General features: G+C 63.5%; 6 protein-coding genes, 1 tRNA gene, 2 rRNA genes and 4 pseudogenes (1 of these 13 only partly in view). 5 read left to right on the top strand and 8 right to left on the bottom strand.

The features are described 5' to 3' along the window. The 3 genes from ACWPWT_RS02155 to ACWPWT_RS02145 form a co-directional block, all read left to right on the top strand. Window positions 1–1,541: ribosomal RNA gene (locus ACWPWT_RS02155) — 23S ribosomal RNA — on the top strand; it begins 1,250 nt to the left of the window's first position. 163 nt (window positions 1,542–1,704) lie between these two features. After that, window positions 1,705–1,819: ribosomal RNA gene (gene rrf / locus ACWPWT_RS02150) — 5S ribosomal RNA — on the top strand. Between the two features lie 57 nt (window positions 1,820–1,876). Beyond that, window positions 1,877–1,953: transfer RNA gene (locus tag ACWPWT_RS02145), tRNA-Met, on the top strand. A gap of 116 nt (window positions 1,954–2,069) precedes the next feature. Here ACWPWT_RS02145 and ACWPWT_RS02140 read toward each other — a convergent pair. Next, window positions 2,070–3,090, bottom strand: a pseudogene (locus ACWPWT_RS02140) (integrase core domain-containing protein). 94 nt (window positions 3,091–3,184) lie between these two features. Here ACWPWT_RS02140 and ACWPWT_RS02135 point away from each other — a divergent pair. Beyond that, a protein-coding gene (locus ACWPWT_RS02135; RefSeq protein ID WP_413243585.1) for an IS3 family transposase occupies window positions 3,185–4,314 on the top strand; the annotation gives its coding sequence in 2 pieces (ribosomal slippage) (window positions 3,185–3,440 and window positions 3,440–4,314; 1,131 coding nt in all). A 71-nt stretch (window positions 4,315–4,385) separates the two neighbouring features. Here ACWPWT_RS02135 and ACWPWT_RS02130 read toward each other — a convergent pair. From ACWPWT_RS02130 to ACWPWT_RS02100, 7 genes and pseudogenes are all read right to left on the bottom strand, one after another. Beyond that, a pseudogene (locus tag ACWPWT_RS02130) lies at window positions 4,386–4,637 on the bottom strand (transposase); the annotation flags it as partial. A 262-nt stretch (window positions 4,638–4,899) separates the two neighbouring features. Beyond that, the gene (locus ACWPWT_RS02125; protein ID WP_454278366.1) at window positions 4,900–6,021 is read right to left on the bottom strand and encodes a helix-turn-helix transcriptional regulator; all 1,122 of its coding nucleotides are present in this window, start codon (window positions 6,019–6,021) and stop codon (window positions 4,900–4,902) included. Window positions 6,022–6,140: 119 nt separating this feature from the next. Then, the gene (locus tag ACWPWT_RS02120; RefSeq protein WP_454278365.1) at window positions 6,141–8,117 is read right to left on the bottom strand and encodes an autotransporter outer membrane beta-barrel domain-containing protein; all 1,977 of its coding nucleotides are present in this window, start codon (window positions 8,115–8,117) and stop codon (window positions 6,141–6,143) included. 21 nt (window positions 8,118–8,138) lie between these two features. Next, window positions 8,139–8,210: pseudogene (locus ACWPWT_RS02115) on the bottom strand (hypothetical protein); the annotation flags it as partial. Between the two features lie 48 nt (window positions 8,211–8,258). Then, complete coding sequence (locus ACWPWT_RS02110) at window positions 8,259–10,877, bottom strand: beta strand repeat-containing protein (protein ID WP_454278364.1); 2,619 nt, start codon at window positions 10,875–10,877, stop codon at window positions 8,259–8,261. 367 nt (window positions 10,878–11,244) lie between these two features. Then, window positions 11,245–11,415 (bottom strand): annotated as a pseudogene (locus ACWPWT_RS02105) (IS5/IS1182 family transposase); the annotation flags it as partial. Window positions 11,416–11,574: 159 nt separating this feature from the next. Beyond that, window positions 11,575–12,090 (bottom strand): DUF4142 domain-containing protein, encoded by a 516-nt coding sequence (locus ACWPWT_RS02100; protein ID WP_454278363.1) that lies wholly within the window; start codon window positions 12,088–12,090, stop codon window positions 11,575–11,577. Window positions 12,091–12,266: 176 nt separating this feature from the next. Here ACWPWT_RS02100 and ptsP point away from each other — a divergent pair, with 176 nt between their 5' ends. Then, the gene (gene ptsP / locus ACWPWT_RS02095) at window positions 12,267–14,540 is read left to right on the top strand and encodes a phosphoenolpyruvate--protein phosphotransferase (protein WP_454278362.1); all 2,274 of its coding nucleotides are present in this window, start codon (window positions 12,267–12,269) and stop codon (window positions 14,538–14,540) included. Window positions 14,541–14,583 lie beyond the last annotated feature (43 nt).

The raw sequence follows: 14,583 nt of genomic DNA, 5'->3' as shown, positions 1-14,583 counted from the left end.
CTGGTAATGGGTCGTGGAGGTATCGGAAGTGCGAATGCAGACATGAGTAGCGATAAAGAGGGTGAGATGCCCTCTCGCCGAAAGACCAAGGGTTCCTGCGCAAGGCTAATCCGCGCAGGGTGAGCCGGCCCCTAAGACGAGCCCGAAGGGGGTAGTCGATGGGAACCACGTTAATATTCGTGGGCCTGGTGGTGTGTGACGGATCTCGTGTGTTGTACGTCCTTATCGGATTGGACGTGCCTCGAAGAGGTCCCGGGAAATAGCCCCACCGTATAGACCGTACCCGAAACCGACACAGGTGGTCAGGTAGAGTATACCAAGGCGCTTGAGAGAAGTGTCCTGAAGGAACTCGGCAAATTGCCTCCGTACCTTCGGAAGAAGGAGGCCCCATGTAAGCGCAAGCTCTCATGGGGGGCACAGGCCAGGGGGTAGCGACTGTTTAGCAAAAACACAGGGCTCTGCTAAGTCGGCTTCAAGACGACGTATAGGGCCTGACGCCTGCCCGGTGCCTGAAGGTTAAGTGGAGGAGTGCAAGCTCTGAAATGAAGCCCAGGTAAACGGCGGCCGTAACTATAACGGTCCTAAGGTAGCGAAATTCCTTGTCGGGTAAGTTCCGACCTGCACGAATGGCGTAACGACTTCCCCACTGTCTCCAGGACATGCTCAGCGAAATTGAATTCTCCGTGAAGATGCGGAGTACCCGCGGTTAGACGGAAAGACCCCGTGCACCTTTACTGCAGCTTCAGAGTGGCATTGGACAAGAACTGTGTAGCATAGGTGGGAGGCTTTGAAGCATTGGCGCCAGCCGATGTGGAGCCATAGGTGAAATACCACCCTGTTGTTGTTTAATGTCTAACCTCGTACCGTGAAACCGGTACAGGGACCCTCTGTGGCGGGTAGTTTGACTGGGGCGGTCGCCTCCTAAAGAGTAACGGAGGCGCGCGAAGGTTGGCTCAGGCCGGTTGGAAACCGGCTGTTAGAGTGCAATGGCATAAGCCAGCCTGACTGCGAGACTGACAAGTCGAGCAGAGACGAAAGTCGGTCATAGTGATCCGGTGGTCCCTCGTGGAAGGGCCATCGCTCAACGGATAAAAGGTACGCCGGGGATAACAGGCTGATAACCCCCAAGAGCTCATATCGACGGGGTTGTTTGGCACCTCGATGTCGGCTCATCACATCCTGGGGCTGGAGCAGGTCCCAAGGGTTTGGCTGTTCGCCAATTAAAGTGGTACGTGAGCTGGGTTCAGAACGTCGCGAGACAGTTTGGTCCCTATCTGCCGTGGGCGTCGAAATTTGAGAGGAGTTGACCCTAGTACGAGAGGACCGGGTTGAACGTACCTCTGGTGTACCTGTCGTCGTGCCAACGGCGCAGCAGGGTAGCTATGTACGGACGGGATAACCGCTGAAAGCATCTAAGCGGGAAGCCTCCCTCAAGATAAGATTTCTCAGGACGGTCGAAGACCACGACCTTGATAGATCGGATGTGGAAGTGCGGTAACGCATGGAGCTAACCGATACTAATTGTCCTATTCGCGCTTGAGAGCTCCACACCCCCACCATCAGCCCTGGGCTAGATGGCAGGGTGCGGTCATTACCAAGCCAGGTGCATCGATTTTATACCCAATCCCCCGAAGCGAGGTCTCCTCCCCTCGGGGCCCCCATCAAGTACCACTTGATGGGGATTGTTATTCGCGGACTCTATTGCCTGGTGGCCATAGCGTCGGTGTCCCACCCGATCCCATCCCGAACTCGGCCGTGAAACCCGACTGCGCCAATGGTACTACTGCTCAAGCAGTGGAAGAGTAGGGCGTCGCCAGGCATTACAGCCCGCGAATACAAAAACCCATTCACTCGTCCTTGCCCCTATACCCAGTGTCGCGGGGTGGAGCAGCCCGGTAGCTCGTCAGGCTCATAACCTGAAGGCCGCAGGTTCAAATCCTGCCCCCGCAACCACCGCCATAGAACTCGATACGCCGCCCTCACGGGCGGCGTTGTCGTTTAGGGCATACGCGCTGGCGACGCCGCGCTGGCCACCACCTCCGCTGCGGGACTGACGTGACCCCGGTCTTTCATCCAGCGGCAACCAGAGACCGACCTGTGTTGTCGCGCCTGAGCGCAGGTGAAGCAACGGGCGGGGTTAATCCCGCCCGTTGCTGTTCGAGCCCGGCAGCGAAGGCTGCCGGAGTGGCGTAGCCGAGCGACTAGTGCGGTCGCTCGGTGTTGTAGTCGTCGATCCAGCGGGCGAGGATCGAGCGGGCCTGACCGATGGTGAAGAACAGCGTCTCGTTGAGCAGCTCGTCGCGCATGCGACCGTTGAAGCTCTCGACGAACCCATTCTGCGTGGGCTTGCCCGGCGCGATGTAATGCCATTCGACGCCTGCATCGCCCGACCAGGCGAGCACCGCGTTCGACGTCAGTTCGGTCCCGTTGTCGCTGACGATCATCTTCGGCTTGCCACGCTCGGTGATCAGATCGGTCAATCCGCGCACGACCCGCCGGCCCGAGATCGACGTATCGACCACCGCCCGGAGGCATTCGCGCGTGACGTTGTCGACGATGTTGAGCACGCGGAACCGTCGGCCACCGACCAGCCCGCCGCATGCAGCAGCGCGGTCACCCGACGGTAACCGTAGCGCCCGTACTGCTTTGCCACCGCGACGACGTCGTCGGTGAGCGCCTGCTCATCATCTGCCCCGCACGGCACTTTGCGCTGCGTTGACCGGTGCTGGCCAAGCACGCGGCACACGCGCCGCTCGGACACGGCCACCACCTCCCGGACCTGGTCGATGCAGCGCCGGCGCCGTGCGGGGCTCAGAAGTTTCCCTTCGCCGCCTCCTGCAGGATGAGCTTGTCCAGCGTTAGATCCGAAATCGCACGCCGCAGCCGGGCGTTCTCCTTCTCCAGATCCTTCATCCGACGCGCCTGATCCGTCTTCAGGCCACCATATTCCTTGCGCCAGCGATAGTAGGTCTGCTCGCTGACCGCGATCCGCCGGCATGCCTCCGCGGTCGTGCCGCCCTGGCCCAGCACGATCTCCACCTCACGCAGCTTGCCGATGATCTCCTCCGGCTTGTGCTTCTTCGCAGGCATTCGTTGTCCCTTCCTTGACGTCCTCCCTATTTTTTCATCCAAGCTGAGTGAGAGTTTTCCGGCCCTTTGAAGCCTGCGGGCAAGGAGCTGGGACATGAAGAAGTCGAGATACACGGAAGAGCAGATTGCGTTTGCGCTGAAGCAGGCGGAGACGGGCACGCCGGTGGCGGAGGTCATCCGCCGTATGGGCGTATCGGAGCAGACCTTTTATCGCTGGAAGAAGGTGTATGGCGGGCTGGGCGTCGGCGAGCTGCGGCGGGTCAAGCAACTCGAGGACGAGAACCGCAAGCTGAAGCAGCTCGTCGCGGATCTGAGCCTGGACAAGCATATCCTGCAGGATGTCCTAGCAAAAAAGCTCTGACGCCTGGGCGACGGCGCGAGATCGTCGCGTACGTCCAGGCGTCCCACGGCGTCAGCGAGCGGCGCAGTTGCCTCGCGCTCGGCGTCGACCGCTCATCGGTGCGCTACGTGTCGCACAAGCCGGACCAGGCGCCGCTGCGGCTGCGCATCCACGATCTGGCGGCAGCACGGGTGCGCTATGGCTATTTTCGGATCTACATCCTGCTGCGCAGGGAGGGCTGGCTGGTGAATCACAAGCGGGTTTACCGGCTATATCGGGAGGATGGATTGAGCCTTCGGCTCAAGCGTCCCCGTCGCAACGTCAGCGCGGCGAACCGCGAACGCCAGCCTGCGGCCTCGGCGCCCAACGAGATGTGGTCGATGGACTTTGTCTCGGATGCCTTGTTCGATGGCCGGCGGCTGCGGGCACTGACGGTGGTCGATGCGTTCACCCGCGAGGCGCTGGCGATCGACGTCGATCAGGGCATCAAGGGCGAGCAGGTTGTCGCGGCGGTGACGCGGATCGCGTCAGTACGTGGTGCACCGAAGACCATTCGGGTGGACAATGGCCCGGAGTTCATCTCGAAGGCGCTCGACCGATGGGCGTATGAGAACGGCGTCACGCTCGATTTCTCGCGGCCGGGCAAACCGACCGACAACGCCTTCGTCGAGAGCTTCAACGGCCGGCTTCGCGACGAGTGCCTGAACAGCCACTGGTTCCTGTCGCTGGCGGACGCTCGTGCCAAGATCGAGGCCTGGCGGCGGGACTATAACGAGAGCCGTCCTCACACGGCGCTTGGCTGGCTCACGCCAGCCGAATATGCTGCATCCGTCGGGGTTAACCCCGACGGATGCAAACCGGAAACTCGCATCATGCCCGGATGAGAAACCGGGGGACCGTCATCCTTGGTCCAGACTGTCATAGTCGATGGACCACTCAGAAGGGGGCAGCTCAACAGCAGGTCTTTCAACCCCGCATTGTCCAGCATCGTGTCCGCGAGCAGCCGCTTGAGCCGGGCATTCCCCTCCTCGAGCGACCGCAACCGCTTTGCGTCAGATACCTCCAGGCCGCCGAACTTCGCCTTCCATGCATAGTAGGTCGCGCTCGATATGCCGTGCTTGCGGCATAGCTCCGTCACCACCGCACCCACCTCGGCCTCCTTCCAAGTGCCGATGATCTGCTCTTCCGAAAACTGCTTCCGCCTCATTCCGTCCGTCCCTTCAAGGGCCGGTCTCTAGCTCCAGGTGGATGAAGAAACGGGGGGGCACGTCACCTGGACTCGAGTGAGGGATTGAGAGCTCAAGTCGAAGCAAGCTGACCTATTTATGATCACTCCAGACATATGTTCAGTTCCGCAAGCGGATCTCCGTTCATATCGCAGTGCGATAGCTATCAAAAAGCGCCAACAGTTATATAGGAGAATGAGATGGAGTGATGGTACCCTTTTATATCCGAATGATTGAAGCTTACTATCCCCCTATCAAACGATTGATCAGTGAAATCAGTTCGCCTTCTCTGTGTGTTCGCGATTTTTGAAAAATATTTTTGAGTTGAATAGAGACCGTTCCGACACTTGTCTGTCGCGACTCCGCGATATCGCCGCGCGATTCCCCATTGGCTAGCCGTATAGCAATATCCGCTTCGCTTGGTGTCAGTTGCAACAGTTGGCGCAGAGCCAGCATTTGTGTGTCCGAAGACGCGAGCAGCTTCGTCCGATTGACCGTGACAAGCACATGCGGGCGGAACAGCGTCGCCCATTCGCGCCGGGGCAACGGGTAGACTTCGCACCAACTGCGATCGAGCACATCTTCGCGCGGTGAAAGCCACAGTCGTTCGGACAACTGCGGCAGGCCGCGCAATGCGCGATTGACCGCGGTACGCAGCAGGCCATCGTCGAGCGTCGTTCGGCCCGCCAATCGGCCGCCATCCAGCCGTAACGTACCCTGTCGCAGAGCGATTTCGCCTTCGGGACTGATCGTCGCGACACGGCCCAATCGGTCGAGTAGAAATGCCGCGACACCCAATGCTTCGATAGCGCCGAGGGTAAGGGATTCGCCCTGGCATTCGATCGCGCGCTGCATCCTAACGGCAGTGCGGGCGTGCGGCGCGATGGCGGCAAAGCGCGCTTCGTGTTCGCGACGTCCTGGCCCCTCGCGGAACCCGCGAAACGTCGCGATTCCGATTTTGGCGCTGTCGTCGTCCCATAAGATGGTTTGCGCGCCGTAGGGAATGTCCCACGCTTCGCACACGGCGTTGTAGGCATCGCTTCGTGGCCGATTCCGCCGCGCGGCGTAGTCCCACTCTCCGACCACCTTCAGGACGGCGCCCGAACTCCCCAGCCGCCAGCTCCTGTCGGGATCGGTGCCGCCCGATTCAATCTGCCTATCGGCAGGGATCGGGTCCATCCCGGCGAACAGGTTGAATGGCAGCGCATCGATCGCGCCGAAGCCGATAAGTTGCGCGCGACCAGCGTCCGTATACTCGGCCAGCGCCTTCAGAGCGACGGTCCATCCATCAGCGCTTAACGGGGCATCCGCAAGCAACTCGGCGACGCGCGAACCGGCAGGTTCCAAGGGCCGAAGCGTTTCCATTCCTCGGGCGGAATTTATAGATTCAGATCAATGCAGATCAATATCTGAACGCTTGTCCTGACAGTGCCATTTGTTTGGGTCCGGCCTCGCTGCGTGTCGAAGCGAGGCCGGACCCGACGTCAGAATGCCAGCGTGATCGCCGCCTGTGCGCCGTGGTCGCTCCACTGCGATGCGAGACTGCCGGCATAGGACACGCGAACCCGCGCCCGACCGATTTCGGCTTCGATCCCCGCGTCCATGATCGCGGCGTCTTTGGGGAGCGTCGCGCCCGCAATCCGAAATGGGTTGCCGCCCGAGACGAAGCGATTGTCGGTCACCGAGGCCAGATCGCCCCAGCCATGCTGCCATCCGCCACGGCCTATGATTCGCGTACCACTGCCGACGGGAATGCGGACATTCGCTCCGGTCGTCATGAAGCGGGTTTCCATCCCGTGTCGGCGAACCGCGAGAGCCGCGACACCGCCCGTTTCGGTGAAGCCGTCGGATACCACGCGGACCTGCGCGAGCTGGACGAAGGGCGCGAAGTCGAGCGGGCCGTTCGACAGGTCATAGGAAACGCCGCCGAAGATCTGTCGGGTCGTGGCGTCGTATCGGCCACGCTGCACGGTCGCGCCGCCGAAGTCGACGCGGCGATCAGCATGGACGCGGTGCCAGGTCGCGCTGACGCCAGCCTGGAATTGCAGCGAGTCGCGTCCGTATCCGACGACCCCGGCCACCCCCCAGCCATCGGCCGCGGCATAGGCAGCACGCGGACCGGCCGCCTGGTCGGACCGTGACACCGTCCCGGCGACACCAACGAAGGCGCCGTTCGCGGCATAGCCGACACCGAGCACGGCTGCGCTGCTTTCCATTTTCGTCGCGACGGACTTCGCCTTGCCCCATCCCGTCTTCGTCGATGCGATCGGAAAGACACCCTGCGCGGACGATATGGGCGCGGAAGCGGCCATCGCATCGCGAACGCTGCGTGCATTGCTGACCAGGGCGGCAGAGGTGCTGGCATAGATGTCGCCGGCCAATAGATCGAACGACTGGCGGGCCGTATCGGCGGATTGCACCAGCACCCGGTCGAAGATCGGGCTGTCGGCGCCTAACGTCTCCACGGCATTCGCGGTCGCAGCCTGGTTCGGCGTCGCGGCGACGGCAGAGAAATCGATGTCGTTGCGCGATAGGACCAGCGTCACCGCCGTCGCGCCATAGGTCAGCCGGGGCGACAGGAACGCCAGGTTCGACGTGACGACACCGAAGGTGCCGTTGATGCCGCCCGCGCTGGTCAGGACGGTGTATTCGGTGCGCGGCTGATAGGTTCCGTTTTCCGCGAGCACTTGGACGCTTGCGGTCCGTGCGATCGTCGTCACGCCGGTCGCATCGATCCGGTCGGCTCGACCGGCCGCGTCGACCTCGACTTCGAATACCGATCCGGCGCCGAACGTCAGGTTGCCGGCCACCGTCAGTCGACCGATGGAATTGCCCGGGCCGATCCGGCCGCCATTGGCGGACGTGCTGCCGACGGACCCGTTTCCGCCAAGCGTACCGCCGCTTTCCAGTTGGACGGCGGAAACCAGCGATCCGTTTGCCTTCAGTACGCCGCTCTCGACGGTCGTGGTCCCGGTGAAGGTGCTGGCGCCCGTCAGGTTCAGCGTCCCGCCACCGCTCAGGCGAAGGTTGCCGGTGCCGGCAATGGTTCCGGCAAATGTGCTCGACGCGCTCTGGTTGATCGTCAGGTCGCCGCTGCCGAGCGCGACCGTGCCGCCGGATGTCCCGGACAGGCCGGCGATGGTCTGGTTTCCGGCCAAGGACAAGGTGCCCTGTGACACGTCGAACTTCGCCGATGGTTGGACCGCGCCGGCAAGGACGACCGACCCACCGAAAACCTGTGTGGTTCCGGTAAAGTTGTAGGCACCGGAGAAGGTCAGGACGCCGTTGCCGTATTTCTCGAGCTTGCCGGTGCCGGAGAATGCGCCCTTGAAATCGTAACTGTCGCTGCGGGCGAAGACGAAGCTGCCGTTGTTGACCAGATTGCCCGTGAAACTGCCGCTGGTGCCGCCGTCGCCGAGGATGAAGCTGCCGCTGCCGGACGTCGCGACATCGCCCGCCATCGTCCCGGTTAGACGCAAGGTGCCGTTCGAAATGCTGGTTCCGCCACTATGCCGCAGAACGTCGCCCGCAACATTTAGCGTGCCCGAGCCGATCAGCGATACGGCGCCAGTCCCCGTGATCGACGACAGGTCGGTGCCGAGCTAGACCGTGTCGGCGAAGTTCAGGACCAGTCGCCCGTCGTTGCGAATGAACTCGGCTTGCACCGGCAGCACGCCGGCGCTGCCGGTAACCGAATTCATCTGCAATGTGGCGTTCGCAGCGATAGTCAGGCCCAGGACGCTTCCGACCTTGCCGCCGGTGTTCCAATAGCCCTGCGAGACATTGAGCGCGGTGAAACCATCCAGTCGCTCGACGATCTGTGGCCCGACCGATTGCGTGCTGGTGCCCAGCAGCGTTACGCTGTCGTTGCCGCCGCCGCCTGAGATACCGCCGAATATCTTCGATCCGGTGCGAAGGAAGACCTGATCGTCGCCGCTGCTTAGACGGACGCCCAGAAAGTCTTCGAACTGCCCGATAGTACCGGAATTGGATAAAATCGTCGGAGCGCCGGTGACGATCGATGGTGCGGCCGCGCCATAAATCGTTCCGCGATTGTCGATGTTCCCGCCGCGGCTTGCGACGATTGCCGACGTGCCGTTGCTGATGATCGCACCGTCATTGACGATCTTCACCTCGTCCCGGCTTTGCAGTGCCGTGCCAGCCGAAATGATGGCTCCGCTGGAGAGATTTTCCAGCGTAAGGCTTCCTGACGCATCGATGCCCAAGGCGCCGGCTTCGATCATGCCCGAATTGCTGATCGTCCCCGACGCCAGGTTGAACACGACGCCCGAACCATCGCGGCTGTAGATGTTCGAGCTGTTCGTCAACGTACCGGTCTTGCCCGATTGCTGCTGGTTGGACAGGACCACTGCTGCCGTGCCGCCTTCGATCCGGCCGCTATTGTTGATGTCGCCGCCGCCGGCCAGCAGGATGCCGTATCGCGCGCCGGCGATGCGACCGCTGTTCGTGATCGTCCCGATCTGCGCGCGACCGCTGTCGACGCCGGGATACCATTGCAGCTGAATGCCATCGGTCGTCGTTCCGTCCAGGCCTTCGATCACGCCGGTGTTGCGGATCGTCCCGCCGCCGAAGATCGCGAGCGCGTCGTCGGTGCGACCGCGGATCGTGCCGCTGTTGGTAATGTCCGTATCGACCGACACCCACGCCAGCCGCGTCGTGCCGTTCGCGTCGGTCACCGGCAGTTGGGTGGTGACGATGCCGTGTTCCTGGCCCTCGATCAGCCCGGTGTTGCGGATGACCGCGGTCGACTGCACGCGGACGCCAGCCTCTTGCGCTTCCGATGTCGTGGCACGCACGCCGGTGCCGATGATCGATCCTGCATTGTCGAGCACCAGCTTGCCCGCCTGCGCTATTAGGCCACTGCCCGATCCGGTCAGGCTATTGCCGGCGTCCACTGAGACGGCCAGCGCGCCGCTGCCGTTCAACAACGCGCCGGCGAACCGTTCTCCGCCGGATGCCGCCACGGCCCCACGGACCTTGAGATCGATGGTTCCACCCGCTGTTGTCGCCAGATCGATCGCATGGGCGGCCCCACCGGAGGCTTGAACGGCGGCCACGGTCGCCTGCAGCGCGCCGCTCGTCGCCCGCATCCGCACGCCCGACGCGCCGGCGCCGGACGTGCGGATCGTGCCGGTGCTGTCGACCCGGCCGCTGCCACTGGTCGATACGGCAAAGATGCCGTGCGCATTGCTGCCGGATGTAGTGACGTTCTGGCTGGCGATCGTCACGCCGCCCCCGTCGCCGCGACCATAAACACCGATGCCGTCGCTGCCGCTGGTGGATACGGTGCCGCTCTTGATCGTGGCAACGCCGGTCGTACTGGCCGCTACGCCCCACGCGGACACGCCGGCGACCGTCGTGGTACCGGCGTCGATGGTAATCGCCCCGCCGCCCGTCGAGATGCCGATCACGCCATCGGCCGTGATTTGACCGTTCAGTATATCCCGCCGCGCGGTCGAGGTTGTGCCCGCTACGATAGAAATGTCGCCGGTGCTGGTCCGTGCGAACACTCCGACGTCGCCGCCGGTGCCGACCGTCGTGGACGCGGCATTGATGCGAACGGCCCCCGAAGCACCGTATATGACGATGCCTGGCCCGTTCGGCGTCGTAATGCGGTCGCTGTCGATGTCGACCCGGTCGCCGGCCCAAACGTAAATGCCGGCGTTCCCACCATTTTGGCTACTCGTCGTGATCGAGCCGCTCTTGATGCTGATCGGACCCCGATGATCGACGAGGATGCCCATGCCGCCAGCACCATTGACGCTGATCGACTGACTGACGATCGAAAGCATATCCGTGCCGCCGCGCGCGGCGCGCAGGCCAAATCCCGGGCGAACGGCGTCAGCGACGACAATACCGGACGAATTGACACCCTCTGTTGAGATCGAGCCGCTCGCGACGTTGATGGTGCCTGCATAAGCGGTCTGACTGTCAAAACTTCTGACGAAGATGCCCGGTTGCTGGCCCTGCGTCGTCGTGATGCTTGTGCTGTCGACCGTGACGGGGGCCGTGGCCGGGCGACTGCGCGCATCCACGGCGATGGCCTGACCGCTTTGCGCCACCGCCGAACCCGGCGACAATAGCGTTCCGCAAAGCGCGCTGCCAGCGAGCAGGGCGGCCCCGAGCGATCGCGTACGCTGCGAACCGAAGAATATGTTGCGGCTGCCGTCAGGAACCGACGTGGCCGATGGGCTGTGCATATCAATCCCCCCGCAAAAGCTGGAACCAGGAGCGCGCTTTGGCTTGCCTGGTTCGCAATGCTGGATGTGATATTGCTGCCCACATGTGGCGTCATATCTCGATCAGGATATTGACCGAACATCTAGCGGAAATTCTTGAATCGTCCTGTGCGAGCAAGAGCTTGCTTGTCGCTGCCTTGCAAGGGCCAGCTTCGGTTGTCGGCCGCAACTCTGCGGACTCTTTTAGCCGGATGTGAATTCACTCGATCGCACGCTGTCCCAGCAGGGTCCCGTACGATCCGATCGTGTTGAAGACGTTGGGGTGCAGAAAGGAGGCAAGCTGCGGCTGGGTTGCACGGTACAGCGCCGACCGGCTCAGGCGGGTAGTGGCTATGTCGCGGGCCCCTTCGTGGATCGAACGGATGACCTTGCGCACGGGCATGTTGGGCGTTCAGCGATCCTGCAGGGTGCAGCCGCCACAGTCCTGCTGTCGCGCGCGATAGCGGATGAAGCCGTCCTGGCCGACATCGTGCCGGACGGTCACGAAGTTGCAGTTCCTAGAATGCTAGACGGTGACTCATCCGCGTTGGGCGTGGGATGGGGGGCGCAGCTGACCGCACGACCTGGGGGTGCGGATGCTGGCGCTGGGTGCCGATACCATTTTACCATCGCTTCGCGGCGTTCCCTCCCCTGAGCCAGGCTCGGGGAGGGGGCAGGCTCAGGGCTGCATCTGTTGCAGCATCTGGATATGTTGCTGCACGATCGGCACCGCGCTCTGCGCGCTGGTCTTCAGCGCGGGCTTGTCGCCATTCGCGGCGAAGCTCTGGTGCAGGTCGAGCGCGGCCTGATGCGCGGGCAATTGCTGGCCGATATATAATCGGTCGAAGTCCTGGGCGGAGGCGCGGCGCAGTTCGCCGATCGACGCCTCGGCAGGGCCCAGCCTGGGCGGCGTGGCCGACAGGCCGTCCTGCTTGGCGGCGCGGACGGCGGCGGCGGTCGTCTTCTGATGGTGGTCGATCATCATCTGCGCAAATCGCCGGACATCGGCGTTACGCGATTTCTGCAGCGCGATGCGGCTGGAGGTGATCTCGTACAGATCGCTTGTCCCGGCGGCCTTCACATAGGCGTCGGCTTGCGCCTTGGCCTCTGCGGGCGGCGGCGGAGGTGGGGTCTGCGCGATGGCCGGGGCAGCGGTGACCCCCAGGGCAAGCGCGACGGATAGGATCTTGGGCATGATGCTCTCCCGTGACGAATAGCCAAACCAACCGGCCGCACTCGCCGCTGTTCCAGATAAATATCTGAGATATAATGCAAATCAGCATCTTTATTTGGGGTGCCTGCGACATTGAACCCCGGCGCTGCGATATTAGCACATGACACCGCCGCATCCCGTCTGTTAGCCCTGTCGCCATGCCCGTTTCGGCCGCCGCATCCGCCCGCGAGATCCTCGTTCGCCTGCACGACGTCATGGCGTCGCGCACGCCCGCTCAAGCCAAGCTGAACCAGGTGGTTCAGATCATCGGCGAGGCGATCGGCAGTGAGGTGTGCTCCATCTATCTGCTGCGCGAGGGCGTGCTGGAACTGTTCGCGACCCGCGGTCTGGCCGAAGAGGCGGTGCACGTCACCAAGATGGCGCTGGGCGAGGGGCTGGTCGGCACCATCGCCGAGGATGTCGAGGTGCTGAACCTCGACGAAGCGGCCAGCCACCCCGATTTTGCCTATAAGCCGGAAACGGGCGAGGACCGGTTCCATAGCTTTGCGGGCGTGCCGATCATCCGGCGGGAACGGGCGGTGGGCGTGCTGGCGGTACAGCATACCGACCCGCGCAAATATGCCGATGTCGAGATCGAAGCGCTTCAGACTGTCGCGATGGTGCTGTCCGAGCTGATCGCCAATGCCGGGCTGATCGATGCGGCGGGCGCGGCGGGCGCGCGGCCGCAGATGACCGCCTCGATCCGCTTGAGCGGCCAGAAGCTCGTCGACGGCATGGGCAGCGGGTTCGCCGTCTATCACCAGCCGCGCATCGTCATCGAGCATACGGTCGCCGAGGACATCGATGCCGAGCGTCGCCGCGTCTATGCCGCCTTCGACAAGATGCGCGAACAGATTGATCGCATGGCGCGCGAGGCGGAGTTCGGTGTCGGCGGCGAGCATGTCGAGGTCATCGAGACCTATAAGATGTTCGCCTATGACGAAGGCTGGGCCCGCCGGATCAACGAGGCGATCGACAGCGGCCTGACCGCCGAGGCCGCGATCGAACGCGTGCAGCAACGTACGCGCCAGCGGATGCGCCAGATTGACGATCCGCTGCTCGCCGACCGCATGCACGATCTGGAGGACCTGTCCAACCGGCTGCTCCGCATCGTGTCGGGCCAGATGGGCACGGCGGCGCAACTGGGGCTGCGACAGGACACGATCCTGATCGCGCGCAATCTGGGGCCCGCCGAGCTGCTGGAATATGACCGTCGGCGGTTGAAGGGTGTCATCCTGGAGGAAGGGTCGCTGACCGCGCATGTCATCATCGTGGCGCGGGCGATGGGCGTGCCAGTGCTGGGCCGGGTCAGCGATGTCCGCCGCCAGATTGCGGATGGCGACCAGTTGCTGCTCGACGTGACCGAGGGCAGCGTGCTGGTCCGTCCCACCTCCGCGATGGAGGAGGCGTTCGAGGCCAAGCTGACGCTGCGCCAGAAACGGCGAGCGGCCTTCGCGGCTCTGCGTGACGTGCCGCCGGTGACGAAGGACGGGCACCGCGTCACCCTGATGGTCAATGCGGGTCTTCGCGACGATGCCGCCGCGCTCGACACCACGGGCGCGGACGGGATCGGCCTGTTCCGCACCGAATTCCAGTTCCTCGTGTCCGCCACCCTGCCGCAACGTGAGCGGCAACAGCGGCTGTACCGCGACGTGCTGGAGTCGGCGGGCGACCGTCCCGTCGTGTTCCGTACCATCGACATCGGCGGGGACAAGGCGCTGCCCTATCTCAACACCGCCGATGGGCATGAGGAGAATCCGGCGATGGGCTGGCGCGCGCTTCGCCTCGCGCTGGAACGGGACGGGTTGATGAAGGCACAGGCCCGCGCGCTGATCGAGGCGGGGGCGGGGCGGACGCTCCACATCATGTTCCCGATGGTGTCGGAAGCCTGGGAGTTCGACGAGGCCAAGGCATTGTTCGAGGCGCAGCGGGCATGGCTGGGCACGCGCGGGCGCCGCCTGCCACTCGATGTCCGTTACGGCGCGATGCTGGAGGTGCCGGCGCTCGCCGAACAGCTCGACCTGATCCTGCCGAATGTCGATTTCCTGTCGATCGGCACCAACGACCTGACCCAGTTCCTGTTCGCCGCCGATCGCGCCAATCCGAAGCTGGCGGAGCGCTATGACTGGCTTAGCCCGTCGATCCTGCGCTTCCTTCGCCGCGTGGTCGATCCGGCGCGTGCGGCGGGGGTGCCGGTGGCCGTCTGCGGTGAAATGGGCGGGCGTCCGCTGGAGGCGATGGCGCTGATCGGCCTGGGCATCGAACGCCTATCGATCACCCCTGCGGCGGTGGGGCCGGTCAAGGCGATGATCCGCTCGCTCGACCGTTCGGCGATCGCCGAGGAGATGGCGCGGCTGCTCACGCATCCCGTTCGCGACATGCGTGGGGCGCTTGGTGCCTGGGCTGCGACGAACGGTGTGGAATTGGCCTGACCCTGGCCGGGGCCCCGCGTTGACTTGAGCCCGGGGCTCTGAA

Source organism: Sphingomonas sp. Marseille-Q8236 (assembly GCF_965112005.1).
The sequence above is the reverse complement of the archived record's forward strand: the minus strand, read 5'-3'. Positions and strand labels throughout refer to the sequence as shown.